The sequence below is a fragment of the Kitasatospora sp. NPDC127060 genome, from assembly GCF_042724935.1.
Taxonomy (GTDB): Bacteria; Actinomycetota; Actinomycetes; order Streptomycetales; family Streptomycetaceae; genus Kitasatospora.
Genome location: NZ_JBHXEG010000096.1, coordinates 1 through 25,901, shown reverse-complemented (window position 1 = coordinate 25,901; position 25,901 = coordinate 1). Strand labels below are relative to the sequence as shown.

At 72.5% G+C, this 25,901-nt stretch carries 23 protein-coding genes and 1 pseudogene; 14 read left to right on the top strand and 10 right to left on the bottom strand.

Going from position 1 to position 25,901, the window contains the following annotated elements; all coding sequences use genetic code 11:
* Positions 1 to 157: 157 nt before the first annotated feature.
* Positions 158 to 1,807, bottom strand: a complete 1,650-nt coding sequence (locus tag ACFWIS_RS35240) for an LCP family protein (protein ID WP_380461998.1) — start codon at positions 1,805 to 1,807, stop codon at positions 158 to 160.
* Between the two features lie 220 nt (positions 1,808 to 2,027).
* On the opposite strand from ACFWIS_RS35240, the gene ACFWIS_RS35235 reads away from it, so the two are divergent.
* The 3 genes from ACFWIS_RS35235 (at position 2,028) to ACFWIS_RS35225 (ending at position 4,489) form a co-directional block, all read left to right on the top strand.
* The gene (locus ACFWIS_RS35235) at positions 2,028 to 2,414 is read left to right on the top strand and encodes a hypothetical protein (RefSeq protein ID WP_380461997.1); all 387 of its coding nucleotides are present in this window, start codon (positions 2,028 to 2,030) and stop codon (positions 2,412 to 2,414) included.
* A gap of 179 nt (positions 2,415 to 2,593) precedes the next feature.
* Positions 2,594 to 3,796 carry a trans-sulfuration enzyme family protein gene (locus ACFWIS_RS35230; RefSeq protein WP_380461995.1) on the top strand — a complete coding sequence of 401 codons (1,203 nt, stop codon included), beginning with the start codon at positions 2,594 to 2,596 and terminating at the stop codon, positions 3,794 to 3,796.
* A gap of 63 nt (positions 3,797 to 3,859) precedes the next feature.
* Positions 3,860 to 4,489: a hypothetical protein gene (locus ACFWIS_RS35225; RefSeq protein WP_380461993.1), complete on the top strand. Its 630-nt coding sequence runs from the start codon at positions 3,860 to 3,862 to the stop codon at positions 4,487 to 4,489.
* 15 nt (positions 4,490 to 4,504) lie between these two features.
* On the opposite strand, the gene ACFWIS_RS35220 is transcribed toward ACFWIS_RS35225, so the two are convergent.
* Complete coding sequence (locus ACFWIS_RS35220) at positions 4,505 to 4,780, bottom strand: hypothetical protein (RefSeq protein ID WP_380461992.1); 276 nt, start codon at positions 4,778 to 4,780, stop codon at positions 4,505 to 4,507.
* 182 nt (positions 4,781 to 4,962) lie between these two features.
* Here ACFWIS_RS35220 and ACFWIS_RS35215 point away from each other — a divergent pair, with 182 nt between their 5' ends.
* Positions 4,963 to 5,835 carry an SDR family NAD(P)-dependent oxidoreductase gene (locus ACFWIS_RS35215; RefSeq protein ID WP_380461990.1) on the top strand — a complete coding sequence of 291 codons (873 nt, stop codon included), beginning with the start codon at positions 4,963 to 4,965 and terminating at the stop codon, positions 5,833 to 5,835.
* 236 nt (positions 5,836 to 6,071) lie between these two features.
* Positions 6,072 to 7,292, top strand: a complete 1,221-nt coding sequence (locus tag ACFWIS_RS35210) for an ROK family protein (RefSeq protein ID WP_380461988.1) — start codon at positions 6,072 to 6,074, stop codon at positions 7,290 to 7,292.
* Between the two features lie 138 nt (positions 7,293 to 7,430).
* On the opposite strand, the gene ACFWIS_RS35205 is transcribed toward ACFWIS_RS35210, so the two are convergent.
* Complete coding sequence (locus tag ACFWIS_RS35205; protein ID WP_380461987.1) at positions 7,431 to 8,609, bottom strand: S1 family peptidase; 1,179 nt, start codon at positions 8,607 to 8,609, stop codon at positions 7,431 to 7,433.
* A gap of 334 nt (positions 8,610 to 8,943) precedes the next feature.
* Here ACFWIS_RS35205 and ACFWIS_RS35200 point away from each other — a divergent pair, with 334 nt between their 5' ends.
* Positions 8,944 to 9,456: a hypothetical protein gene (locus tag ACFWIS_RS35200; RefSeq protein WP_380461985.1), complete on the top strand. Its 513-nt coding sequence runs from the start codon at positions 8,944 to 8,946 to the stop codon at positions 9,454 to 9,456.
* Positions 9,457 to 9,464: 8 nt separating this feature from the next.
* Here the strand turns inward: ACFWIS_RS35200 and ACFWIS_RS35195 are convergent, their stop codons facing one another.
* The 3 genes from ACFWIS_RS35195 to ACFWIS_RS35185 form a co-directional block, all read right to left on the bottom strand.
* On the bottom strand, positions 9,465 to 10,112 hold the full coding sequence (locus ACFWIS_RS35195) for a transcriptional regulator (protein ID WP_380461984.1): 648 nt from the start codon (positions 10,110 to 10,112) through the stop codon (positions 9,465 to 9,467).
* 166 nt (positions 10,113 to 10,278) lie between these two features.
* Positions 10,279 to 10,677: a hypothetical protein gene (locus ACFWIS_RS35190; RefSeq protein WP_380461982.1), complete on the bottom strand. Its 399-nt coding sequence runs from the start codon at positions 10,675 to 10,677 to the stop codon at positions 10,279 to 10,281.
* A 137-nt stretch (positions 10,678 to 10,814) separates the two neighbouring features.
* Positions 10,815 to 11,396: a DUF6817 domain-containing protein gene (locus ACFWIS_RS35185; RefSeq protein WP_380461981.1), complete on the bottom strand. Its 582-nt coding sequence runs from the start codon at positions 11,394 to 11,396 to the stop codon at positions 10,815 to 10,817.
* A gap of 360 nt (positions 11,397 to 11,756) precedes the next feature.
* On the opposite strand from ACFWIS_RS35185, the gene ACFWIS_RS35180 reads away from it, so the two are divergent.
* Together ACFWIS_RS35180 and ACFWIS_RS35175 are read left to right on the top strand one after the other, a co-directional pair.
* Entirely contained in the window at positions 11,757 to 12,647 is an 891-nt protein-coding gene (locus tag ACFWIS_RS35180) for an NAD(P)H-binding protein (protein WP_380461979.1), read from the top strand.
* A gap of 52 nt (positions 12,648 to 12,699) precedes the next feature.
* Positions 12,700 to 12,855 (top strand): helix-turn-helix domain-containing protein, encoded by a 156-nt coding sequence (locus ACFWIS_RS35175; protein WP_380461977.1) that lies wholly within the window; start codon positions 12,700 to 12,702, stop codon positions 12,853 to 12,855.
* Here ACFWIS_RS35175 and ACFWIS_RS35170 read toward each other — a convergent pair.
* A complete protein-coding gene (locus ACFWIS_RS35170; protein WP_380524188.1) occupies positions 12,849 to 13,010 on the bottom strand; it encodes a hypothetical protein in 162 nt (53 codons plus the stop codon). The two genes, ACFWIS_RS35175 and ACFWIS_RS35170, sit on opposite strands and share 7 nt — an antisense overlap.
* On the opposite strand from ACFWIS_RS35170, the pseudogene ACFWIS_RS35165 reads away from it, so the two are divergent.
* The 3 genes and pseudogenes from ACFWIS_RS35165 to ACFWIS_RS35155 all read left to right on the top strand — a co-directional run.
* A pseudogene (locus ACFWIS_RS35165) lies at positions 12,982 to 13,170 on the top strand (XRE family transcriptional regulator); the annotation flags it as partial. The gene ACFWIS_RS35170 and the pseudogene ACFWIS_RS35165 sit on opposite strands and share 29 nt — an antisense overlap.
* A 209-nt stretch (positions 13,171 to 13,379) precedes the next feature.
* Entirely contained in the window at positions 13,380 to 13,814 is a 435-nt protein-coding gene (locus ACFWIS_RS35160) for a RidA family protein (protein ID WP_380461976.1), read from the top strand.
* A gap of 968 nt (positions 13,815 to 14,782) precedes the next feature.
* On the top strand, positions 14,783 to 20,035 hold the full coding sequence (locus tag ACFWIS_RS35155) for an RICIN domain-containing protein (protein WP_380461974.1): 5,253 nt from the start codon (positions 14,783 to 14,785) through the stop codon (positions 20,033 to 20,035).
* Between the two features lie 295 nt (positions 20,036 to 20,330).
* Here ACFWIS_RS35155 and ACFWIS_RS35150 read toward each other — a convergent pair whose 3' ends face one another.
* Positions 20,331 to 21,164 (bottom strand): hypothetical protein, encoded by an 834-nt coding sequence (locus ACFWIS_RS35150; protein ID WP_380461972.1) that lies wholly within the window; start codon positions 21,162 to 21,164, stop codon positions 20,331 to 20,333.
* On the bottom strand, positions 21,157 to 21,669 hold the full coding sequence (locus ACFWIS_RS35145) for a SigE family RNA polymerase sigma factor (protein ID WP_380461970.1): 513 nt from the start codon (positions 21,667 to 21,669) through the stop codon (positions 21,157 to 21,159). The genes ACFWIS_RS35150 and ACFWIS_RS35145 overlap by 8 nt, the downstream gene beginning before the upstream one ends.
* A 252-nt stretch (positions 21,670 to 21,921) precedes the next feature.
* Here ACFWIS_RS35145 and ACFWIS_RS35140 point away from each other — a divergent pair, with 252 nt between their 5' ends.
* Positions 21,922 to 22,725, top strand: a complete 804-nt coding sequence (locus ACFWIS_RS35140) for a hypothetical protein (RefSeq protein WP_380524187.1) — start codon at positions 21,922 to 21,924, stop codon at positions 22,723 to 22,725.
* 134 nt (positions 22,726 to 22,859) lie between these two features.
* Entirely contained in the window at positions 22,860 to 23,294 is a 435-nt protein-coding gene (locus ACFWIS_RS35135) for a hypothetical protein (RefSeq protein ID WP_380461966.1), read from the top strand.
* A 277-nt stretch (positions 23,295 to 23,571) separates the two neighbouring features.
* Here ACFWIS_RS35135 and ACFWIS_RS35130 read toward each other — a convergent pair whose 3' ends face one another.
* Positions 23,572 to 24,471, bottom strand: coding sequence for a LysR family transcriptional regulator (locus tag ACFWIS_RS35130; RefSeq protein WP_380461964.1), 900 nt, complete (start codon positions 24,469 to 24,471; stop codon positions 23,572 to 23,574).
* A 98-nt stretch (positions 24,472 to 24,569) separates the two neighbouring features.
* On the opposite strand from ACFWIS_RS35130, the gene ACFWIS_RS35125 reads away from it, so the two are divergent.
* Positions 24,570 to 25,574 (top strand): zinc-binding dehydrogenase, encoded by a 1,005-nt coding sequence (locus ACFWIS_RS35125; RefSeq protein WP_380461962.1) that lies wholly within the window; start codon positions 24,570 to 24,572, stop codon positions 25,572 to 25,574.
* Positions 25,575 to 25,901: the final 327 nt, after the last annotated feature.

Genomic DNA, 25,901 nt, shown 5'->3' with positions numbered 1-25,901 from the left:
CGGCCCGGCCGGGGGGGGGGGGGCGGTGGGGGGGGGGGGGGGGGGGCCCCGCCCGGCCCCGCGGGCGGCGGGCCGGGGGTGCCGCCCCGGGGGGGGCCCCCGCGGCCTTCGGGGCCGGGGGCCCCCCCGCCCATTCTTCCGTTCCCCTGGTGGCCGGTCAGCCGTACGACACGTTGGCGCACGGGTCGTCGTCCGCCGAGCGGGCGGTGCCGCTGACGCTGGTCGGCAGCGGCGCCGGGGTGCTCGGGGCGCCGGGGGCCGCGGTGGCGCCGGAGGCCGGGGCGGCGGCGAAGTCCCGGCCGACGACCACGCTCAGGCCCCTGCCGCCGGGCTCGACGGTCGCCCCCGGGAAGAGCTTGGCGAGCGCCTCGGCGGCGGTGCGCTCACCGGTGCCGTACTCGACCACGGTGGTGCTGCGGGCCTTTCCGGCCGCGTTGCCGATGGTGGTGACGGTGTAGCCGGCGCCCTTGACGGCCTCGGCCGCCTTGCTGCCCACACCGCCCTCGCCGGTGCCGTTGAGCACGGCGACCTTGACGTCGTTCCTGGCGGCAGCGGTGGGGGAGGGCTTGGCCTCGGCGGCGGGCGGGGAGCTGGGCGCGGCGGAGTCGGTGGCGGCCGGGCTCGGGGCGCTGGCGTCCTGGCCGTCGATGGTGCGGTCGGCCTTGAGCGCGGCCCAGAGCTGGTCCACGTCGGGGTGCACCAGGGCGACCCGGGGACCCTCGTAACGCCAGGGCGCGGTCAGGAACTTGACGTCGTGCAGGTTGACGTCCTTGACCGACATGGCGAAGGACATCAGCTTGGCGGCCGAGCCTAGGTCGGGGTCGACGGTCAGCGACTTGGTCGCGGCGTCGGCGAGCGGCAGCAGGGCGGTCGGGTCCATGCCGCGGGACTTGACCTCCTTGATGAGGGAGGACAGGAAGGCCTGCTGGCGCTTGGTGCGGCCGATGTCGGAGCCGTCGCCGATGCCGTGCCGGACCCGGACGTAGTCCAGCGCGGACTGGCCCTCGACCTTCTGCTTGCCCTTGGCGAAGACCAGCTTGCCCTTGTGGCCGAGGTTGGGGTTGAGGTCCCCCTCGTAGACGTTGTTCGGCAGGCAGACCTCGACGCCGCCGACCGCCGAGGTCATCGAGGCGAAGCCGCTGAAGTCCACCACGATGGTGTGGTCGACGCGCAGGTTGGTGAGCTTCTCCACGGCGTTCTGGGTGCAGGCCGGGTTGCCCTGGTTGGTGTTGCCGACCGAGAAGGCGCTGTTGAACATCACATTCGTCTGCTCCCTGGTCCACTTGCCGTTGGGGAGCTTGCACGGCGGGATGTTGACCAGGGAGTCGCGGGGGATCGAGATCCCGACGGCGTGCTTGTGGTCGGCGTAGATGTGCAGCAGGATCGCGGTGTCCGAGCGGGCGCCGTCGTCCCCGCCGCCGCCCAGGTCGCTGTTGCCGTTGCCACGGCTGTCCGAGCCGATCAGCAGCACGTTCACCGGGGTGCGCCCCTGGGCGTCCGGTGCGGCCGCCTCGGGGCGGTCCTTGCTGAGGGCACCGCCGTCGAAGGTGGTGATGTTGGCGTTCAGCCGGTAGTAGACGGCGCCGCCGGCGAGCACCAGCAGGGCGGTGCAACCCGCCGTCACCCAGAGCACCTTCTGCTTGGTGCTGCGCTTGGGCTTCGGCTTGGCCCGGCCGGTCGGCCGGTCGCCCGATATGTCCTTGTCCGAACGGCCCTTGTCCGCACCGGATCCGCGGTTCGCCGCTCGGCGTCCACCGGCCCGGCGCGACGAATCCTCGGTCTCGGTGGAACCCCTGCGACCCGACACGGCGTCATCCTCCACAGTTGCCACGGAACCCCCGTCGGAGCGGTGGCTCGCGTGGTCCTGGGTTGGATTCGATCCGGGTCGGCCCGTCGCTAAACTTTTACACCGCTGTAGAACTTTCAGAGGAGCATACTAGGCGCAGATGAGAAAAATACTGGTCAGACCATGAGAGGTGGTCGACCTGGTCTCATCTCCGTCGCTCCGTACTCGCACGAGGAGCACGATGACTCACCGGATCGCACGTTCGATAGCCGGCGCCCTGGTGGCACTGCTGGCCGCCGTCGGCCTCAGTGCCGCAGCGTCGAGCGCGACGGCGGTGGCCGCACCCCGGACCGTCGCGACCGAGGCTGCCGCCCCCACCGCCGGGGCGCAAGCCGCCGGGGCCCCGGCCGCCGGCCTCGCCGTCGGCGCCCCCGCCGGGGTGCGGCAGGCAGCGGTGAAGGACGGCGCGGTCCAGCAGCTCGCGGCCAAGCAGGAGAAGAAGAAGTCCGGCTTCTTCGCCAAGCTCGGCAAGTTCCTGCTGGTCGTCGTCATTCTGATCATCCTGTTTATCATCCTGGTGATCTGGGGGATCGTTCACCTGGTGCGGAAGATGTTCCGGCGCCGCTGAGGCAAGACACTGACTCGCTGAGCAATCGGGCGGCTGAGTCGTTGAGCGGTTGAGCGGCTGAGCCGCTGAGCCGCTGAGCCGTTGTGGCCCGCCCCGGGAGCCGAAGTAGCGCCCGGGGCAGGCCACCTGGCCACGATTGGCCCTGTCCCGGCCGACCCGGGCGCCGCAGCATGGGCGGCATGAGCGACTTCACCCCGAATCCCGACGCGCTGCGCCCCGAGAGCCGGATCGTCCACCCGCCGTCGGCCGGGCTCGGCGGCGGCCGGCCGATCGGCATCCCGCTGCACCAGGGCCACCTGTTCGCCTTCGAGAGCAGCGACGCGCTCACGGCCGCCTTCGCCGGGTCGGACGCCGGCTTCGTCTACAACCGCTACGGCAACCCCACCGTCCGCTCCCTGGAGGACGCCGTCGCCGACCTCGAAGGCGGCACCGGCGCGCTCGCCACCGCCTCCGGCATGGGGGCGATCAGCACCGTCCTGCTCGCCCTGCTGCGCTCCGGAGACCACCTGATCGCCCAACGGAGCCTGTACGGCGGGACGTTCGCGCTGCTGGCCGACCTCGCGGAGCGCTGGGGCGTCGAGGTGACGCACGTCTCGGGAACCGACCCGGACGAGGTGGTTGCGGCGCTGCGGCCCACCACCCGGCTGCTGCACCTGGAGACCGTCTCCAACCCGACCACCCGGGTCACCGACCTGCCCGGGCTGATCGCGGTCGCCAAGCGGGCCGGGGTGCTGAGCATCGTCGACAACACCTTCGCCACCCCGCTGCTGTGCCGGCCGATCGAGCACGGCGCGGACGTGGTGGTGCACTCGGCCACCAAGTACCTGGGCGGCCACTCGGACGTCCTCGCCGGGATCGCCGTCTTCGCCGACCCCGGACTGCACCGGAAGGTGTGGCAGTACGGGACCGAACTCGGCGCCAGCGCCGACCCCTTCGCCGCCTGGCTGACCCTGCGCGGCCTGCAGACCCTCGCCCTGCGGGTCCGTCGCCACTGCGACAGCGCGCTCGACCTGGCCACTCGGCTGGCCGCCCACCCGGCCGTCGCCGCCGTCCACTACCCGGGCCTGCCCGGGCACCCCGACCACGACCTCGCCCGCCGGCTGCTGCCGCAGGGCCACGGCGGCGTCCTCGCCTTCGACCTGGCGGGCGGACGCGAGGCGGCCCGGGCCTTCACCGAGTCCGTGCGGCTGGCCGCGCTGGCACCCTCGCTGGGCGGCGTCCACACCCTGGTGGTCCACCCGGCCAGCACCTCCCACCGGCAGCTGTCGGACGCGGAGCTGGCGGCGGCCGGGATCGGGCCGGGGACGGTACGGGTGTCGGTCGGCATCGAGCACCCGGAAGACCTCTGGGCGGACATCGAGCAGGCCCTCGCGAAGGTGTGACGCCCGGCCGCCCGGGCGTAATCCGGGTGCGCCGGTTCCCGTGGTCCGGGCACGATACGGGCCATGGGAACAGACATCCGGGGCTTCGTGGAATGCCGCGCCTGGGCGGCCGACGGCGGCGGGACGCGCTGGCATGCGGCGATCGACCTGGAGCTGCTGGGCATGACCAGGGACTACGTCGGCTTCGCCTGCCTGTTCGGCGTCCGGGACCTCGACGACCGCTGGCGGCCGGTCGTCGACGCCCGCGGCCTGCCGGAGGACGTCTCGGACACCGCCCGTGCCGGGCACGCCTCCTGGGGCGCGGCGGCGTTCGGCGCCACCTGGCTGGGCTGGGCCGAGGTGCTCGCGGTGGACTGGGACGAGCCGGCCCTGCCCCCGGCGACCAGGATCGCGCGGTACCGGCGGCTGCCCGACGGCTCCCTGGAGCCGGTGCGCCGGGAGGACTGGAGCCGGACCTTCGCCCGGGCCGCCGGGATCGACAGCCGTACCTTCGACTTCGGCCGCCTCGGCGAGCGGTGGGCCGAGGGCACCGAGTGGGACGCCGGCCGGCTGGTCTTCCGGGCCGAGCGCGACCGGCGCCGCGACGCCGTGCCCGCGGACGGGCCGTGGCAGCCGGTCTGGTCGGTGATGCGGACCCTGGCGGAGGTGCACGGTGAGGAGCACGTCCGGCTGGTGGTCTGGTTCGAGGAGTAGTGCGGCCGGGGCCCCTCAGTGGGCCTTGGGGCGGGCGGCGAGCAGGGCGACGCCGACCGGGGCGACGGCGAGGACGTCGCGGAGCAGGTCCGGGACGGCGGCGGGGTGGTCGCCGCCGGGATCACCACCGGGATCACCACCGGGGTTGTCGACACCGGGGCCATCGCCACCGGGGCGGTCATCACCGGTGATCGAGCCGAGTCGCGCGGCGAGGGCCGCCGCGGTCGCCGCCAGGGAGCGGGCGTCCGCGGGCGGGGTGCCCTCTGCTCGGTTGCCGTGCCGGAAGTGCACAGGTCCATGATCACGCGTCGGGGCGCGGCACGCCCATGACCGGGTGAAACCTTGACTGCCCGGAGGCGTTGGTGCGTCGAAACGGCGCCAGTTGCGTGCGCGCACACACACTTGTAGGGTGCGTGCACGCGCACACAGTCTTCGGCGTTCGGGCTCGGTCCGGAGGCCGGGAGGAGGGCCCCATGGCAGTCACCCCGATGAACGGCACCCGGATCGTCCTGATCACCGGCACCTCCTCCGGGATCGGCCTGGCCGCCGCCGTGGCCGCCGCCGGCGCCGGCTGGCGAGTGGTCGCCACCATGCGCGACACCGGCCGGGCCGGGGGCCTCCTCCACGCGGCGGAGCAGGCCGGCGTCGCCGAGCTGATCGAGATCGAGCGGCTGGACGTGACCGACCCGGCCTCCGTCGCGGACTGCCTGGACGTCGTCCTCGAGCGGCACGGGCGGCTGGACGCGGTGGTCAACAACGCGGGCGCGGGCTTCGTCGGCACCATCGAGCAGGACGGCCTGGCGCCGGTGCGCGCCGCGATGGAGGTCAACTACTTCGGCGTGGTCGAGGTGACCCGGGCCGCGCTGCCGCACCTGCGGGCCGCCGGCGGCCGGGTGGTCACCGTGACCAGCGTCGGCGGGGTGGTCGGGCAGCCCTTCAACGAGGCCTACTGCGCGGCCAAGTTCGCCGTCGAGGGCTTCATGGAGTCGCTGGCGCCGGTCGCCGCCACCGTCGGGGTGGCCGTCACCGTGGTCGAACCCGGCGCGGTGGCCAGTGAGTTCATCGGCAACCAGGGCCTGGACGTGCCCGCGCTGGTCGCCGCCGCCGGCCCGTACGGACCGGCACTGCAGGCGTACGTCGACCGCACGCTGAAGGCCTTCGGCGCCGCCCAGACCCCGGAGGAGGCGGCCGCGCCGATCGTCGAGGTGCTGACCGCCGACAACCCGCCGCTGAGGGTGCAGACCTCCGAGGCGGCCCGGGCCTTCGCCGGGGTCAAGCTGGCGGACCTGGACGGCTCGGCGGTGCGGACGATGACGGGCGGCTGGCTCGGCTCCGTGGAGGCCTGACCCCGGGACAGCGGCCGGGCGGGTCCGGGTGTCGGGTGTCGGGTGTCGGGTGTCACCGGTCATCTGCTGGGTGTCGGGGTGCCGGGTGTCACCGGTCGTCCGCCGGGCGCCGGGTGATCACCGGTCATACTTGGGCGGCGGCGTCCGACACCGGATGCCGCCGGCGGTGCCACGGCGCCGCTCGCAGCAACGGGCCGCCAGGGGCGGCGCGTCAGCAGCCCAGACCGGAGGAACCGATGAGCCCCCACCAGCCGACCAGTCGCCCGGCGGCCGGGGCCCCAGGGGTGCCGTGGAACCGGCAGCGGCTGCGCAGCAACAACGAGTGGCTGCTGCTGGAGCTGCTGCGCACCGGTGGGGGCACCTCGCGCGCCCAACTGGCCCGGGACACCGGCCTGTCCAAGCCCACCGTGTCCGCCGCCCTGGCCGAACTGGAGCAGGCCGGGCTGGTCCGCGAGGCCGGGCGGGTGGCGCCCGAGCGGGGACGCACCGCCGTCCTCTACGAGGTCGACCCGACGGCCGGGCACGTGCTCGGCGTGGACGTCGGCCGGGCCCGGCTGCGGGTCGCGGTGGCGGACCTGGCCGGCACCGTGGTCGCCCGGCGGGACGTGCCCAACCGGGGCCGGACGGCGGACGCCGTCGCGGACGCCGTGGTCGCCGCTGCCCACGAGGCCACCGCCGAGGCGGGCCTGGTGCCCGCCGACATCGTGCACGCGGTGATCGGCACGCCCGGCGTGTGGGACGAGGAGCGGCGCGGGGTGCGCTACGCCACCAGCCTGCCCGACTGGGGCCGGCCGGGGCTGTTCGACCGGATCGGCGAGGGGCTGGGCGCGGCCGTGACTGTGGCCAACGACGCCAACCTCGCCGCGCTCGGCGAGTACACCCTGGGCGCCGGGCGGGGCAGCCGGATGTTCGCCTACCTGCTGGTCGGCACCGGGCTCGGGGTGGGTGTGGTCAAGGACGGCGAGCTGCTGGTCGGCGCCCACGGCGCGTTGGGCGAGATCGGCCTGGTGCCGCTGCCGGCCCGCCCGGGCGAGCCGGCCGGGACGACCCTGGAGCAGGAGGCCGCGGCGGACGCGGTGGTGCGGGCGGCACGGGAGTTCGGGCTGGAAGGCAAGGGCGGCCGGCGGCTGACCGCCAAGCAGGTCTTCGAGCGGGCCAGGGCCGGGGACGACGCGGCACTGCGGGCGGTGGAGTGGGAGGCGGACCGGCTCGCCTACGCGGTCGCGGTGCTCTCCGCCGTGCTGGACCCGGACCTCCTGGTGCTCGGCGGCGGCATCGGCAGCAGCTCCGACCTGCTGCTGGAACCGCTGGAGCGGGCCCTGGGCCGCTTCGCCCCGATGCGTCCGACGCTCGCACCGAGCCTGCTGGGGGAGGAGGCGGTGCTCCTCGGCGCGGTCTCCACGGCGCTGGAGACCGCCCGCCCCGAGGTGTTCGAGCGTCGGACGGCCGGGCTGTGAGGCCGGGGCCGGTGGGGCTGTGGAGCTGTGGAGCTGTGGAGCTGTGACGCCGGGGCGGCCGGGCTGTGAGGCCGGGGCCGGTGGGCTCCGCGGCCGGTGGGCTCCGCGGGATCCATCGGCCCCGGACCGGTCAGCCGGTCAGCCCGTGGCCAGGGTCAGCCCGTAGGTGCTGAGGATCGGATTGACCGGCTGGAAGTAGGTCTCACCGCCCGAGGTGCAGTCGCCGGAGCCTCCCGAGGTCACGCCCTGGGCCTGGTCGCCGGAGATGAACGAGCCGCCGGAGTCGCCCGGTTCGGCGCACACGTTGGTGCGGGTGACGCCGTAGACGCTGCCCTCCTGGTAGTTGACGGTGGCGTTCTGCTCCTCGACGGTGCCGCAGTGCCAGCCGGTGGTGGAGCCGGAGCGGCAGATCGAGCCGCCGACCGACTGCTCGTTGGAGCCGGCCACCGTCACCGTGCCGCCCTGGTAATCGTTCACCTGCGGCTGGGCCGTCCAGTCGGAGCCGGCCGCCACCCAGGACCAGTCGTTGCCGGGGAAGGTCGAGCCCTGGAAGGTGCCGATCGAACTGCCGTCGGAGGCAGCCGCGTTGGAGCCGGGCTGGCCGCAGTGGCCGGCGCTGACGAAGCCGGGCTGGCCGTTCTGGGTGACCGGGAAGCCGATCGAACAGCGGGCGGCGTTGTCGATGTAGTAGGCGTCCCCGCCGTGCAGGTCGGCGAGCGGCCGGGGCGCTTCGGCGGCCCGTTCGACCCGGACCAGCGAGCGGTCCACGCCCGACCGGTCCACGAAGGCCGCGGTGCGCGCGTCGTCGGTGGACTGCACCACGACGGTGTTGGCGCGGACGTCCACGTACCAGACCGGGGTGGCATCCGGTGCGGCGGCCGTGGCGGCCCGGTCGAGTGCCTCCTTGGCCTGGTCCAGGGACTTCAGCGAGTGCCGGACGACGGTGGCCCGGCCGCCGTCGGCGGTGATGGTCCGGGCGGCGGAGGCGTCCGTGGTGGCGACCACCAGCTCGGCCCGCGGCCCGTCGACCCAGGCGCCGGCCCAGCGGTCGCCGAGCGCCCGGGTGAGGGCACTGCGGACGGCGGCGGCCCGGCCCTCCCGGGCGAGCCGGTCGGCGGCGGCCTGCGGGGACAGCCCGAGGTCGCGCTGCATCGCGTGCAGCAGGGCGGGCGGTAGGGCGGCGGCGCGGGCGGAGGCGGGGGCGGCCAGGGCGGCGGCTATGGACGGGTCGTCAGCGGGGGCGCTGACGGCCGGGGCTGCGGTGAGCGCGACGGTCGCGAAGGCGGCGGCGACGGCGAGCGCACGGAATCGGAGCATGGGGTCTCCTCGTACGGTGTGGGGGTTGCCGGAACCGTAGCGATCCACCGGTGCTGTCCGGAACATGCCATAAAGCCCCGCGCTCCGGCGCTATACCCCCGGCCGCCAGGCCGTGGCCGCCCGGTCGCAGCCGTCAGGTTCGTGGCCGTCACGTTCGGCCGCCGCGTGCAGCCGTCACGTTCAGCCGCCGTGTGTCAGTTTTCGTTGCCGGTCGTCACGTTCGGTGGTCGGAAGATCTCGATCTGCCAACGAGTGGGGAAACCGTGGTCGCGGCGTGTGCGGGCTCTGCTTGAATCGCACGCCTCACCCATACGGAACGGAGCGTTCTCCTCTCATGGCTTCACCGATACCCGGGCGTCGCCGGGCGGCCGGCCTGGCCGGATTCGCCGGACTCGTCCTCACCGTCGGCCTGGCGCTGACCGGTTGCGACCCGTCGGCGGCGGACGGCAAGGCGACGGCGTCGCCCACCGCCGCCGCTTCCGCCACACCGACCGTCGCGGTCTCCTCGGCGCCGTCCTCGCCGGTCGCCCCGCCGCCGGTCGCCCCGACGCAGTCGGCGCTGCCGTCCGCCGCCCCGCCGTCCGCGCCGACCACCGGGCACCCGCAGACGTCGACCGCCAAGCCGCAGCCCAAGGTGACCACCGCGCAGCCGCCGACCGATCCCGAGCCGCAGCACACCCAGGCGGCGGCCGGCGGCTCGGGCTGCGAGATCCGCTCCAACGCCGGCAACTGCTACGCGGCCGGGCAGTTCTGTCGCGACGCCGACCTGGGCCGGAGCACTCACGACGCCGGTGGACGGATGATCTACTGCCGGATGGTCAGCGGAAAACCGCACTGGCAGGCCTGAGGCCGGGCTCAGCCCAGGGTGTCCCAGAACAGGTGCTCGTAGGCCTGGAGCAGCAGACCGTACTCCCGGGCGGTGGCCATGGTGTGGTCGTCCAGCGGGTCCGGCCCGAGGGCGACAGCGGCCTGCTGCTCCAGACCGGTCGCCGGCTGGGCGAAGAAGTCGAAGAACGCGCAGGCCTCGTCCGAGAAGCCGTGGTGGCGGCGCAGCGCCCGGCCGACGGTGGCGCAATAGCCGCCCCAGGCCGCGAAGTTGGCCACCAGGGCGGCGGCCGCGGCGGCCGGCGGACTGTTCAGTGCCAGCCAGGCGAGGTAGGCCGGGTAGGCCTGGCAGCCGGCCAGCGGTGCCCGTGCGGCCACTGCCCGGCTGTCCAGGCCGCAGGCGGCGGCCAGGGCCGGCAGGGTGCGCAGCGCGGCGCTCTCGCCCTCGGCGAGGGTGACGAACCAGGCGCCGAGCGGCCGGTCGGCGCAGCGGGTGGCGAGCAGGAGCAGGCTGCGCCGGTCGGAGGTGATGATCCGGCGCTGCTGGGCGGCGAGTTCGGCCACCGCGCTGAGCGGGGCGGCGCCCTCGGCGAGCGCGTTCACCAGCGCGGGGGCGGCGTCGCCGGGGGCCAACTCGGTGCGCAGCCGCTGGATCTGGTCGACGATCGGGTGGTTCACCGGTGCCTCCGGGGTGGGTTCGGTCCGGTGCCCATTCCTATCGCCTGGCGGCGGCGGGGCGGTGGCGACAGGCCGGGAGCGCCGGATCGGCCGGCGCCCCCGGGCCGTGGTGGCGCGGTGGGTGGCAGGGTGCCGAAGGTGTCTGGATGCCGAAGGTGTCCGGGGGTCAGGCTCCGGCGCAGGCCTTGGTCAGTTCGCCGGCCGCGTCGCCGATCGGTCCGAAGTCGGGTGACTTGCCCTTGGACACGGCGGTCTGGGCGTTGTCGACGGCCTTGGACAGCTTGTCGGCGGCAGCGTCGACCTTGCCGTCACCGTCCTTGCGGATCTGCTTGATGTCGTCGCGGATCTTGTTCAGGGCCGCGACGGTGTGTTTGCGCCGGCTCTCGTCGGTGATCTGGCCGACGTTGAGCGCCGAGTCGGCGAGGTCCTGGACATCGCCGGTGAGGCTGATCGCCCGCTTTCCGCAGTCGAGGGCCTGATCGGCGTTCTTGCACGCGGTGAACAATGGCGCCGCCACGAGCAGTGCGATCGTGGCGGAGGCCAGGCGGTACGGCTTGGTTGTCATGTCTGTATCCCTCCCGCCTTCGAGAACGCTCGGTACTCGTGCGGTGGTTCCGGCATGACAGGTGAACGGCCGGGAAATACCCCTCTGTCGTTGGTAGTTGACGTGCGGTCAACTCCTTTAGCTCATCGACGCCTTGTTCATCGGCTCAGCCAGGACTGCCGGGACTGCCAGGACGTCCAGGCGCGCCAGCCGGCGGTCGGCAGCAACTCCCGGGAGCGGGAGAACAGTTCGTACAGGCTTGGCCCGTAGCGGGTGGCCAGTTCGGTGTTGTGGCGGAGTACGTCGAGTTCGTTGGCGGCGGTGATGGCGAGGAAGGCCCGGAGGTCCTCCTCCGGCGGGGAATGGTCCTCGCCGGTGAACCGGTCGTGGAACACCGGCTCGTCGTCCCGCCCCAGGCGCGGGTAGACGGCGGCCCGCCCGCAGCTCGCGTACAGGTAGACCAGCGCCTCGGCGCGCTCGCCGATGACTGCGGCCAGGGCGCCCCGCTCGTCCAGCGTCAGCAGTGCCCCGTCGAACCCGTCGGTCCCGTACGCGGCGTGGCAGAGCCCGGCGACCTGGACGGCGGAGTCGGTGCCCCACTCCGCCAACAGGGCCGCCACCCGGGACAGATGCTCCAGCAGGGTGCCGCCCGGATGGGGGATCCGGTCGGCCTCGTGAGTGCGCAGGAACTCCTCGACATGGCTCCATGCGGGAGCGTTGCGCTGGTCGACTGACGTCACCCGAGGAGTTCTACTCCTGCGACCGACCGCCCCGCAACCGTGTCCGGCCGCTCCGCAACCGTGCCCGACTGCCCCGCCGGGACCGTCCTCGAACGTGGGCGGTTGCGCGAGGCGCGCACGGCCTCACGGGTCCGCGCCTTCCGGTGGACGCGCAGTCCGTCGGCACGGGTGCCCGAGCGGCCAAGAAAGGCTTACTAGGTTGCAAAGTTAACCAGGTAACGATTTGATGGGGGGCGACTTCGGACAGACAGTCCCGACGCGGGCATCGGCCCGGCGCTCGCAGCCGATGACCCCGATTCACCGCCCAACGGACGGCACGGTGCACTCCGCGCGCCTGCCCAGGACACCATCGAGGCACTCATGAACCCAACCCACACGCCGCCGGTGCTCGTCACCGGGGCCACCGGCCGGATCGGCCGCGGAGTCATCGACCAACTCGTCAGCGCGGGTGTACCGGTCCGCGCCCTCACACGTCGTGCCGAAGCGGCGGCGACACTGCCGACCGGCATCGAAGTCGTCACCGGTGACCTCACCGTGCCCACATCTCTCGATCGGGCGTTGCGAGGCGTCGGCGCCGTCTTCCTCCTCTGGACCGCGCCGCCGGCGACCGCTGCGGCAGTCGTCGAGCGTTTGGCGGCCCACGCTCGGCGTGTCGTCCTCCTCTCGTCACCGCACCGAACACCCCACCCCTTCTTCCAGCAGCCGAATCCCATGGCGGTGCTCCACGCAGAGATCGAGCGACTCATCGCGGCCACCGGAATCGAGTCGACGATCATCCGGCCGGGGATGTTCGCATCGAACTCCGTGGCCTGGTGGGCACCTGCCATCCGCGCCGGCGAGGTCGTCCGGTGGCCCTACGGCGCCGCCGAGACCGCACCCGTCGACGACCGGGACATCTCGGCAGTCGCGGCGCGCACGCTGTACCAGGACGGACATGCCGGCGGCGACTACGTCCTCACCGGACCCGAGCCGCTGAGTCAGGCGGCGCAGGTGGACGTCATCGGGAACGTCCTCGGGCGACCGACCAGGTTCGAGGAGCTGTCGCCGGACGAGTTCCGCAGCGAGATGGCGGGAAAGGCGCCGGGCCCGGTCGTCGACATGCTGCTCGCCGCATGGGGCGCAACGATCGGAAGGCCCGCCTTCGTCACCTCCGCGGTGTCCGACGTCCTCGGACTGCCGCCGAGGTCATTTCGCCAGTGGGCCGCCGACCACGCCGGCGCGTTCGAGCAGGGCCCGACCCCATCAACCTGATCTCCGGCTGAGCCGCTGCCGGCGCGCCCTGGTGCGTCCCGAGGACCACTACATGCCCGCAGGGCCGCGCCGTACTCCCGGTCTGCGGCGCGAGGAGGTCGCCGTCCTCGCCGGGGTGAGCGCCGACTACTACGGGCGGATGGAACAGGGACGCGAACGCAATCCCTCGCCCAGGTCCTGCGGGCGCTGGCTGCCGCACTGCTACTGAAGGACGAGGATGCCGCATACCTGCGCGCGCTGGTCGATCCGCCGTACCAGCCACACCTGCCGCACCCACCGGACCCGCAGCATCCGCAGCGCCGCGGGCCCCCGGGAGTACGCGGGGCGGCAGCTGGTGGCCCTGCTGGACGCGTGGGCGGACACCCCGGCCCTGGTCTACGGCCGCCACCTCGACCTGCTGGCCGTCAACTCCCTCGGCGAGGCCCTCTTCTCGTGGCTCGGCGGCGATTCCAGCCTGATCGCCGCGATGTTCCTCAACCCGGCCGCCCGGGACTCCTACCGCGACTGGCCCGTCATCGCGCAGGGGTGCGCGGCCGCGCTGCGGGACGCCACCGGCCGGGTGCGGGGAGGAAGAACCGTCACCGCGCGTTCACACCCGACCCGGCCCGGAAGCGACCCCCCGCCCTCGGGAATGGATCACGGCATTCCGCGGCTGTCCTGCACGGATCGCCATCGAGCTGGCACGTTCCGCCACTCGGTCACACACAGCAGTTTTGAAGGAGTGTCAGCACCATGTCCGTCACCCCACCCGCCGTCGAGCGTGTACGCGTCTCCGCGGAGCCCGACTGGTACGAGTCGGCCGGCATATCGCTCGGCATCCGCGTCGGGAATCTGGTCTTCACCTCGGGCCAGGCCCCGATCGACGCCCAGGGGGCCACAGTTGGCGCCGGTAACTTCGAGGCACAGGCCCGCCAGGCGCTCGCGAACCTATCGACGGTATTGACGAACGCGGGTTCCAGCCTCGCCGACGTGGTCAAGGCGACCGTGTTCGTCACCGACATCGCACAGCAGAACGTCTTCGCCAAGCTGCGCGCGGAGCACTTCCCCGACGAGCCCCACCTCGCGGAGTCGTTCGTCGAGGTTTCCTCACTCGCCGACCCCGAGTGGATGATCGAGATCGAAGCCATCGGGCTCGTCCGCCTCCCCGGGGCCGACCGACAGGCGTAGCCACACACCACCGACGACCACAGCCCCAGTCCCAACGCCTGGGCTACCCTGCTGCCCGAGCAGGCCCCTCGCGGTGAGCGGCATCGTCGACCGCTGGCAGACCCGTGGACGTGGCGGGGGCGGCGGGGCGGGGGCTGACCGTCCGCCCATGGGACGACGGGCCCCGGTGGCGTGCAGCAGCGCTGCGTCGTACCCGGCAGGCGCGACGCCCCGGCCTTCCCGGTCGAGCACCGTGAGGCCCGGGCCCGCGAGGTTGGCCCAGCGCACGTCACCGTGGGCCGTCGTCCAGGTGATCGCCTTGGTGTCGATCGGGACGCCCAGGTACCGAGGACGGCGCGGTCCAGGTATTCCTGCCGGACCGCTACCCGCCCGCCGGGCCGCCGGGGGCCAGCCCTGAGGGGACGTCCTGCCCCGAGTCCCCGCGCAACGGCCACCACAACTCACGGCCCCGTCGACGGGACGTATACGCGCTGTTGATCACCTGGGCCTACGTTGTGCGCGCTCGGACCGGTTCGGCCCGGGTAGAACAGCACGTTCACGTGAAGGCGAGGTCACCGACGCCCATGCGCCGGGAAATCTTCCGCACCAGACTCAGGCCCCTCGTGGCCACAATGATCGCGGGGGTACTGACGTTCCCCCTGCTGGGCGCCGTCGCACCGGCCGCCCAGGCGGCCGAGACGCCGCCGTACCTGCACGCGTGCCTCGATACGAGCACGAGGCTCCCTGAATTCGTGTACCGCGGGGTGGGGCTGAACCTGCGAAGCGGCAGGGATGACAAGAACCCCCCTGAGGTCGACTGGGCCGCCGAAGGGGTCGACCCGGACACGGTGTTCAAAGAGGGTTTCACCGCGAAGGGCGTGACCGCCAACGCACCGGACTACTCCGTGCCTCGCCATGTCTCGGGCGATCTTGCCACCGGATACAGCACCGCCAATTCCGGTTACGTGAGCACGTCGCGCAACGAGACTGTGGCACAAACGTTCGCCGCCAGGAGCAGCGGCATCTCCCGGGCCGGCAGGGATGACGGGTCGATCGGGGCGGCAAAGATCGGTTGGGTCTACAAGATCCGCCCTGACAAGCGCTTCTTCTTCATCCCCTTCCAGTACCAGACCGCGCCGAAGAACGCCGTCGGGGAGCTCGAATGGGCCGCGATCGGACGGATACCCGGCAACTTCGTGGAATCCGCGACGCGGGTGATTCAGGAGTACGTCCCCACGGGAACGGGCCTGGAGCCACAAGGCCCCGTGGAGAGTCTCGAAACCCGCATCAATGAGACCGCGATCAAGCCGGACACGACTTCCCTGCCGGACCTGTCGGGCTACGGCTGGAGCGCGGCAGCGGACGTCGTCGTCAAAGCACCCGATGCGGCGGACCCCAAGGCGTGTGACGACCAGCGCAGGTCCCGGCCGAGCTGCCCGGTGAAGCCCACCACACCGGCCACAGTCGCGCCGACCGCCCTTCGGACGCACGCGCTGGCCGGAGCCACCGGCATGGCACCGCGAACCGTGTCGACGGACCCGGGGCCGGATGGCGGCGTGGCACCCAGCGCCGACCCGGGCACCAGCGGTGCCAGACCACGGCCGCTCGATGGCGCCACGTTCCAGCTGACGGCCTCGGCGTCCGCGTCCAGCCCGACGTACAACCTGGACGCGCGCGACGGGACGACCTTCAACGGCACGGTCGTCCAGGCGTACACCCGCAACTGCACCGCCTCGCAGAACTGGCGGCTGCGCGAGGTGTCGCCCGGCCAGTACGTGGTGGAGAGCGCCCTGACCCAGGGCGTCGTCCTCCATCAGGACCTCTACAGCCACAAGACCTTCCTGTGGCCGGTGCAGAACGACGATGCGGGCAAGCCGAACGGCAGCGCCAACCAGCAGTGGACGTTCAAGGACACCGGTGACGGGACGTTCAGCCTGGCCAACGCGGCCAACCAGCAGTGCCTGACCGTGACCGACCAGCAGTCCGTCGGCCTGAACGTCACGCCTTGCGACGGCGGCAGCGCGCAGAAGTGGAAGCTGTCCGCACCATGCGCGCCGACCGATCCGGTCACGCCCGGCACCGGTCGCACCGTTCCCGGTTACCAGGGCCTGCCCTGGCCGACCGTCAAGGGCCACCCCGAGCTGACGTGGCCCGCACTCCCCGGCGCGCCGGGGATCCCGTGGCCGTCGCTACCGGGTTACCCGGACGTGCCGATGCCCGGCCGTCCTGACCTGCCCGCGGTGACCTGGCCGGGAGCACCCCGACTGCCCCCGCTGACCTGGCCGGTGCTGCCGGGCGACGCCGATTGGCCGGCCGTCCACGGGTTCCCGAACCTCCCGTGGCCGGTGATGCCCGGCACTAAGGACGTCCCCTGGCCGATCGTCCCGTCGTCGTCCGCCCCGGGCGCCGGTACCGGCAGCGACGTGGTCCTCCCCGGGCGGCCCCGGCCCACCACACCGGGCGTCTCCGGCCATCCGGAGCTGAAGTGGCCGACCGTACCCGGCTACCCGGACGTGAAGTGGCCCTCGGTTCCCGGCTCCCCGGACGTCCCGTGGCCCGGCCACCCGGACATGCCCGCCATCTCCTGGCCGGGTGCGCCGAACCTGCCGGCCAACGCCTGGCCGTCGCTGCCCGGCGTCCCGTCCTGGACCTGGCCGTCGATCCCGGGCTTCCAGGGCGTGCCGTGGCCGGCTCTTCCCGGCCTGCCGTCCACACCTTGGCCCTCGGCATCGGGTTTCCCCAACCTGCCGACCAAGCAGCTCCCGCCCGACCCGGAACCCCGGCCGTGCGACAAGCCGAGTGACCCCGGCACCGGCACGCCCGACCCGGGCACCACGCCCGACCCGGGCACCACGCCCGACCCGGGCGGTACCAAGCCCGGCGACCCCGGCACCACGCCCGACCCCGGCACCGGCACGCCCGGCGGCGGCGGTCCCCTCCCGCTGCCTCCCGGGATCCCGTGGCCCAGCTTCCCCTCGCTGCCCAGCCTGCCCTGGGGTTCCGGTCCGGGTGGTCCGAACAGCGGCCCCGGTGGCGGGCCGAAGCCCGATCCGGTGCAGGGCGTCGGCATCACGTCGGTGGCCGACCCGCAGTTGGTGCCGGACGTGCGCGGCGGCGTGCCCGCCGCGGGTACGCCCGTCCAGGCGTGGCACCCCAACGGGACCGACTCCCAGCGCTGGGCGTTCTGGGACCGCGGCAACGGCAACTGGCTGATCGAGACCCGGCTCACCTACGGCGGTAGCCGTCCGGAGGAGCGGATGGTGCTCGGGCAGGACACCGGCTCGCACCAGTCGGCGCTCCAGGCCGCAGCCGTGGACCGGGCGAGCCAGCTCTGGAAGTTCGCCGACGCCGGGAACGGCTCGGCGACGATCGTGAACGGTGACGGCGGCGGCTGCCTGACCCTGTCCGCCTCCGGCCAGCCGCTGACCGTGAGTGCCTGCAACGGCTCCGACCGCCAGAAGTTCCGCCTGACCGGTCCGACCAGCGGCGACAACGGCGGCTCCACGGGCGGCGGCACCCCCGGCACCCAGCCACCGCTGGGTGCCGGGGGAACCCAGCCCGCGCACAACCGGACGGTGGTGCTGCAGTCGGGCACCAACGGCATGGTCGCGGACCTCGATGCCGCGAACACCGCCGCCGGCACCCGGATCAAGGCGCAGGGCCGTAACAGCAACGACGCGCAGAAGTGGACGCTGTGGCAGAAGCCGGACGGCCAGTGGCTGATCGAGACCAAGCTCGGCGGCGGGATGGTGATGGACCACAATCCCAACACCCACCGCACCCACCTTCAGGGTGCGCAGGAGGGGAACGCCAACCAGTTGTGGCGGTACGCCGATGCCGGGGGCGGCTGGTTCACGATGGTCAGCGCCGCCGACCGGGGTTGCCTCACGGCGGCGGCCGACGGCGAGGACCTGTCGATCCGCGGCTGTGACGGCACCAACGCGCAGAAGTGGCGCCTGACCGAGGCCGTCGACAATCCGCCGACCGACGGCGGCGGCAACGGCGGTGGTGACAACGGCAATGGCGGTGGCGGTGGCGGGAACGGGAAGCCCGACGAAGCGGCCGCGGTGCGGGTCTACTCGGCGTTCCCGTCCAAGTGTCTGGACGTCACCGGTGGCAACACCGCGAACAACACCCCGATCGACCTGTACGACTGCAACGACACCGCCTCCCAGCGGTGGACCCCGGCCGCGACCAGCGGTGGTCTCGCCCTGAAGGCGTTCGGCAAGTGCCTGGACGTCGCCGGCGGCAACACCGCCGGCGGCACCCGGGTGGGTCTGTACGACTGCAACGGCACCGCGGCGCAGAACTGGCGCCAGGGAGCGGACTACTCCCTGGTCAACTCGAACTCGGGCCGGTGCCTCGACGTCACGGGCGGCAGCCCGGTGAACGGGACCGCGCTGCAGATCTGGGACTGCAACGCGACCGACTCGCAGCGCTGGGGTCTGGGCGGCGTCCCGCCGCGCGCCCCGCAGCAGCCCGCGCAGCAGCCCGGCACCACCCCGGTGGTGAGCCCCGGCATCGCCTCCTCGCAGGTCGCCGGCCTGCGCTCGGCCAACAACGCCATGGTCGCCGACCTCGACGGTGCGAACACCGCCTCGGGTACCTCGATCAAGGCGCTCGCCGCCAACGGCAACGACGCGCAGCGCTGGGCGTTCTGGCCCACCGCGAACGGGCGCTGGATCATCGAAACGCGGCTGACCGACGGAAAGTCCGCCGCCGGCCAGGGCATGGTCATGGACCACGACCCCGGCAGCCACCGGGCCCACCTGATCCGGACCGTGGACGGCAACGCCAACCAGCACTGGGCGTTCCACGATGCCGGGAACGGCTGGTTCTGGATCACCAGCGACACCGACAACGGCTGCCTGACCGCCAACAACCCCGGGGAACAACTGGGAATCCGGGCCTGCGACGGCTCGGACCGCCAGCGCTGGCGCCTCGACAACATCCAGAACGGCCCGACCCAGGGCGGCGGCTCCGGCACTGGCTCCAACGGCGGAGGGAACACGGGCGGAGGGAACACGGGCGGAGGCAACAACGGCGGCTCCTCGGGCGGAGGTTCGGCCGGCGGCGGGAACGTCGACACCGGCGGATCCCCGCAGGCGCCCGGCGCCAGCTCGGTGCGCCACGGCGTCACCACCGTCCTGCACTCCGGCAACAACGGCATGGTCGCGGACCTCGACGGCGCCAACACCGCCGCGGGCACCCGCATCAAGGCCCTGGGCAACAACGGCAGCACCGCGCAGCAGTGGATGCTGTGGCAGAAGCCGAACAACCAGTGGCAGATCGAGACGAAGTACGCCGGGGCGATGGTGATGGACCACAACCCCAGCACCCACCGCACCCACCTCACCAGCGCCCAGGAGGGAAACGCCAACCAGCTCTGGCGCTTCCAGGAAGGCCGGCCCGGCTGGTACCGGATCGTCTCCGCGGCCGACAACGGCTGCCTCACCGCCGTCAACGCGAACGAGGACCTCGCCGTCTGGGCCTGCACCGCCTCCACCGCCCAGTGGTGGAAGCTCAACGACTGGGGCACCGGAGACAACGGCGGGGACAGTGGGGGAGGTGGCAACACCGGGGGTGGCAATTCCGGAGGCGGTAACTCCGGAGGCGGCGGCAGCAGCGGAGGCGGTAACTCCGGAGGCGGCGGCGGGTTCCGCCCTCCGGACGGCATCCAGCTCCCCCCGCTCTGCAACGGCAGGCAGTCCTCCAGCTCGTGGATGTGGCACGGGGACACCCTGTGCGCCGGCCAGAGCCTCGGGTCCTCGGCAGCCGAGCAGTCCACCCGTCTGGTCATGCAGCAGGACGGCAACCTCGTCGCCTACTACACGGAGGGCGACGCCCTCGGCGACCACACCTGGCCCGTGTGGGAGTCCAGGACCATGGGCTGCGGGTTCCGGGCCGTCATGCAGGACGACGGGAACCTCGTCGTCTACGGCGCCGACGACCGCGTCTGCTGGTCCTCGGGGACCAGTGGCCGGGGCGGCTCCTGGCTGATGGTCAGCCCCCTGGGCAACATCCAGATCCTCCAGGCGGGCGACGCGACCGGCGCCGCCATCGACGGAGCCCGCGCGGTGGCCGCCGCGGGCAGGGGCGACTTCCTGGAGGCGTTCATCAACGCGCTGCAGGCGATCATCAAGGCCATCCCGAAGGTCCAGTGGGAGACGCACACAGGACACCAGCGCCTCCTCCCACCGAAGTGCGTCGTGTCAGGAGGCCGCGTCATCCCCTGCACCTAGCCGACTCGCGCAGGATCCGGTAAGGCCGGCCGCGTTCGCACAGCGGGAGGGACACCTGTAGCCACAGGTGTCCCTCCCGCTCCATGTGCCGGCCACCGGCCGGAAGGCGAGATGACCGCCACCTCCCGCCACCGCCGTGGTGACGTGGCGCACCCCGTCAGGTCAGTGAACGCCGCCCGCCGGTGCCAGGCCCGCACCAACCGTTGCGAGATCGAGCGGGTCTGCGTCCAGCCCGGGTCGGCGCCGACCGGGATGGCTGCGCCCCCGCCCCACCACCGGATGCCCGAGGTGACGCCTACGGGTGGGTGTTCTTGACCGTGGGCTGGGTCTTCTGGTTGTAGATCTCCTTGCCGTCCGCGTTGAAGGCGTGGACGAAGGAGTCCGGGGGGAAGGAGGTCGCGTTGGGGCCGGTGGAGACGGCCGCCGTGTAGACGAACGCGCCGTCGGCCATGACGGCCGGGTGCTGCGTCGGGTCGTCGCCGTAGCTGATGGTGACCTTGGCGACGTCGGAGGTGTAGTGCCCGGCGCCCAGGGTGAGGAACTGTCCGGCACCGGCCCGATTGCTGAAGCTGTCGAAGAACTCGATCAGGTGACCGGTGCCCCACAGGCGGTCGTTGATGAACGTCGCGGGGACGGACCTGCTGGTGCCCTTGTCGCCCTTCGACTCGCACTGCACGTACTGGTTGGCGGAGTTGACGGCGATGACCACGCCGTCGGTGTTCTGCGAGGCGACGGGAGTGCGGACCGCGATCACCGCGTGGTACCGCGACGCGTCCGAGCCCAGGCAGGAGCCCAGGATCTTGGCGGCGGTCCCGGCGTCGATCGGGGTCGTCGTCGTGCTGGTGACGGTGAAAGCGGCCGGGGGCTGGGAGGGGGAAGCCGACACGGAGGGGGCGGCTGTGGTGGCTGCGCCTTGTTGTGGGCCCGGTGAGTGCGGCGCGGACGGGAGTGCCAGGCATGCGGCGGCCGCGATGCAGGCGGTGGCGGCGGTCGCGGAGAGGGCGTGCCGGCGGTGGCGGCGCCGGTCGGCGCGTCGGCGGACCTCCGCAGCGGGCAGGGCCGGTGCGGTCAGTTGCGAGCCGAGCAGCCGCAGCCGGTCGCCGAGGGTGTCGTGGACGGGGTCAGACACGGAGCTTTCCTTCCTCGCTGGTGGGGGACTGGTCGGCGAGTTTGGCCGCGAGTGCGGAACGACCACGGGCGAGGCGGCTCTTGACGGCGCTGATGCTGGCGCCGGTCTCGGCCGCGACCTGCTCGACGGAGAGGTCGCACATGTGGTGCAGGACCAGGGCGCTCCGCTGTGCCTCGGGCAGGTCGCGGAGCGCGGTGACCAGCATCAGGTGCTCCTCGGTGGGCGGCTCGACGGTGGGTGGTTCTTGGCGGTGGTGGCGCCCGGCCAGGTGCAGGCCGCGGGCCAGACGTCGCCAGCGGGAGAGGGCCAGCCGCCGGGCCGTGGTCCGGATCCATGCCTCCGGGGCGCTGTTCGGGTCGAAGGTGCGCCGTCGGTCCCACGCGCGGATGAAGGCCTCCTGGACCACGTCCTGGGCTTCGGACCAGTTGCCGGTCAGCGCGTAGAGCTGCCCGGTCAGGCGGGAGAAGGACGCAGCGTAGAACGCGTCGAACTCCTGTGGCGTCATCAAGGGCCTCTCCTCCGGGGCTGTCCGTCAGCTCGCGGCACAGACGGCTCGCGAGGAAGCACTCCTCGGCCGCGGTGGTGGAGCCGTGCGACCTGGGCGGAGCCTCCCGGCCTGTACGCACGAGCGCCGTCCCAGGGTCGCACCCGCGGCCTATGATCTGGATCACGTGTGCGGGGTGCGACCTGCCGGTCGTCGGGCGGCGTTCAGGGGCGCGGGCATCAACCGGACGCCCGCAGGAAAGGACACGGATTCATGCGTATCCGCCCGATCGTGCTCATCGCCGCCGCAGCCGCAACCATCGCGACCGTGGGGGGAGTGGCCACTGCCGCAACCAGCACCCCCACGGCCACCCCGGCGGCCGCCCCCGCGGCTACCCCGGCCGCCCCCGCGGCTACCCCGGCCGCCCCCGCGGCCCAGGGCAAGCCCTCCGCTGAGCCCACCGCCACGCCCTCCGGCGCCGGCTCGGCCGTCACCGGTGCAACTGCCACCCCGGGCGCTTTCACCGTCACCAGCACGGCGACGACCCCGATCGACGCCGGGACCGCCGCCAAGATCCTGGGCTCCTGCCTGGGCTCGGACGCGTCGCGGTACCACGCGGTGATCGCGGTCCGCACTCCCGTCGCCTCGTCGGACACCGACGGCGTGGTCATCGCCGTCAACTCCGCCAACCAGTACGTGCAGTGCGAGTCGAAGGGCGACAAGGGCACCAGCAGGTCCGTCCCCGCGACGTTCATCAACGACCGCCTGTGGGGCACCGGTCACCTGATCGAGTTCTTCGACAGCTTCAGCACTCGGGCCGGTGCCGGACAGTTCCTCACCCTGGGCGCCGGGCACTACACCTCCGACGTCGCCAAGGTCACCATCAGCTACGGCGACGACCCGACGCAGCACCCGGCCGTCATGGCCGACGGCGCGTTCGTCTACACGGCGGCCGTCTCCACCGGCCCCAACGCCGCCCCCTTCCCCCCGGACCCCTACGTCCACGCCTTCAACGCGGACGGCAAGGAGATCTACAACCAGAAGACCCAGCCCACGGTCAAGAACACCCACCCGTAGGCGTCACCTCGGGCATCCGGTGGTGGGGCGGGGGCGCAGCCATCCCGGCGGCAGCGCCGCTCGCCGTACGCTCGGCTGCCTGGCATCCCTAAATCCGATTGCAGTCGGCCCGCGGGCTGCGCCGATACTTCGCCATGAGCAGAATCGCGCAGGTGATCGTGTTGGCGCAGTTCGCGGAGGAGGTGATGGAGCCGCTGACCAGGCAGGACGACTCGCGCAGCTGGGACGGCCACTTCGAGCAGCTCGCCATGTTCGCTGACGGGTGGATGATCGAGTTCAACCGGGTGCGTCCTCGTTCGGGGCTGCTTCGGCACCTGGAGTCCCTGGAGTGGCCGCATCCGGAGAGCGTGCAGGTGCTGATCCATGACGAGGAGGACGACTGCTTCGGGCTGTGGATGATGCGGGACGGTGCGCTGGTCGAGGTACGGATTCCCGGCCACCGGCGTCTGCATCCTCCGGCGCCGGCAACGGACGAGTTCCCTCCCGACCCGGGCCTGTTGTGGCGGACGGAAACGGCCGTGCCAACCGGATTCTCGACGGAACGTCAAGACCAGCGCCCTGCCTGGTAGCGCTCGCTCCAGCCGCTGAAGAGGCCGCAATCGGGGTCCGCCCCCGGTCGGGGTCAGCCTGACATCACGTCCTCAAGTTCGGTAACGCTCAAGTTCGGTAACGCTCAAGTTCGGTAACGCTCAAGCGCGGTAAGGGCGGCGTAGGTGGGCGATCGGTACGACTCGATGGCGCAGAAGTGGGACTCCGGCGCGTCCCGTTGGTGAAGTCGGCCCGGGGCGCGGTTCCGGTCTTCCGACCGGCCCGTTTCCCCTGCCTGGTCTCGCCGGAGCCTGCCCGTCAGCGGGGGATGTCGGCCGCCCGCAGCTCCCGGACCAGAGCGCGCACGGAGGCGGAGGCGAGGAGTTCCGGGGTGGTCACGTAGCCGACGCGGCGTGTCGGGCGCTCCGGACCGAGATCGGTGATCTCGATCGAGTCCGGTGCTCCGACCAGGGAGAGCGCGGGCATGATCGCCATTCCGTGCCCCCCGCTCACGAGTGAGAGCACTGCTCCGTCGTCCTCGGCCTCGATCGTGGCGCTCGGGATCCAGTCCTGTGCGTCCCACCAGGCGCGGGTGTACGAGCCGCAGTTCTCGTCCCAGTCGATCAGCGGCAGTGAGCGCGGAGCGGGATGTCCCGCCGGATGCGCCAGGGAGTAGTTCTCTTCGAAGAGTTCGTTCGCCACCAGCCCCGCCGGGAACCGTGCTCCGTCCAGGGTGGCGATGGCGAGGTCCGACCGTCCGTCGGCCACCTCGCCCGCCGTGCCGCGCCCGAGCTCGCGGACGATCCGTACCTGCGGCTCGATCCCGGGATGCCGCGCGCGCAGCCGCTGCAGGACCGGCGGCAGCAGGTGCAGCGCGGTGCTGCGGAAGGCGGCGATCCGCAGCGGGCCCCTTGGCTCCTGTGTCGCCTCGGAGCGGGCGGCTTCTCGCGCCTCGGCGGTCAGCATGTCCAGCAGCCGCAGGATGCGGCGGGCATGCGCCACGGCCTTGTCTCCCGCCGGGGTGGGCCTGGCACCGCTGCGGCCGCGTTCGAAGAGAACGGCGCCGACCTTGCGCTCGCTGCCGCGTACGGAGTGGGAGACCGCGGACTGTGTCAGGCCGAGCTTCTCGGCCCCGGCCGAGAAGCCGCCGGCGTCCGCGACCGCCACCAGGATGCGCAGTTCGTGCGGAGCGAGATCGGGGTCGGTCGTGCGGGCCACGGGGCGTTCACCTCAGGTATGAGAACTGCTCATGGAACGGAGCATCGCATGAGCCTAACCAGCTGCCCGAGGTTTCCGTGCCGTTCTACGGTCCCGTCATGACCGAGAACGCGATCACCGTCCAGCAGACCGCCCGCCCCCGTGGTTTCCCCACCACCGGGGATTTCGCCTTCGTCGAGTCCCGGATACCCGATCCTGCGGTCGGTACCGCGCTCGTGCAGAACCTCTACTGGTCCGTCGACCCTTACCACCGCGAGATGATGGACGACGTGCCCGGTGGCTTCGCGCTCCACGCACCGCTCGAGGGCCGCACGCTCGGGCGCGTCGTCGCCTCACGGACGCCGGAGTTGACCGAAGGGGAGGTCGTGTTCCACCGGCAGGGCTGGCGCACACACTCCGTCGTCCGGCCCGAAGAGATCCGCAAGCTCCCCCGCTTCGAAGGGGTCCCACTGACGGCCTACCTGAGCGTCCTCGGCGGTACCGGACTGACCGCCTACGTGGGCCTCACCCGCATCGCCCGGCTCCGCGAGGGCGATGACCTCTTCGTCTCCGCCGCGGGCGGCGGCGTCGGCACGGCCACCGGCCGGTTCGCCCGGCTGCTGGGCGCAGGCCGGCTCGTGGGCAGCGCGGGCTCGGCGGCCAAGGTCGACCACCTGACCCGGGAGGTGGGCTACGACGCCGCGTTCGACTATCACGACGGCCCCACTGCCGAACTGCTCGCCAAGGCCGCACCGGACGGCATCGATGTCTTCGTCGACAACGTCGGCGGCGAGCAACTGGCCGCCGCGGTCGGCGCACTGCGCGAGTTCGGGCGCATCGTTCGGATCGGCACCATCAGCCGCTACAACAACCCGGACGCGCCGCCGCCGAACGTCAACTACTCGGACATCGTGGAGAAGAGCCTTCGCATGGAGGGCTTCCTGGTCAGCACCTACCGCGACCTGCAGGAAGAGCTGTACGCCTTCGCGGTCCCCCATCTGCAGAGTGGCCGGCTCGCGCTGGACCAGACGGTGGTGGACGGATTCGAGAACATCGTGGACGCATTCCTGGGCATGTTGCACGGCAGGAACACCGGAAAGATCATCGTGCAGGACCGCGCGTAGGCATGGTCCGGCCGTCTCGCTTCCGCAGCCCGCTGTCCTGGTGTGCGCCCCCAGCGCTGCGGGATCGACGGAGAGCCGGGCGGCGATGTCGGTGGCGCAGCCCCTCGCCGGTATGGCCACCGCCCTGCGCGAGGACCAGCATGCGGTCGCCCAGGGAATCACCACCCCTGACAACTCCGGAGTCGATGGAGGCCGTGTTCTCGCCCTCACCGCCTGCGGCCGAGAACACGGCCACCCCGTTACCTTCTTCGTGGCCCTGAAACGGGGCTCCTGGCCTCCGGGTCCGGCATGACTGTTGCCCCCTGTCGATCGCATGACCTGGGGGGT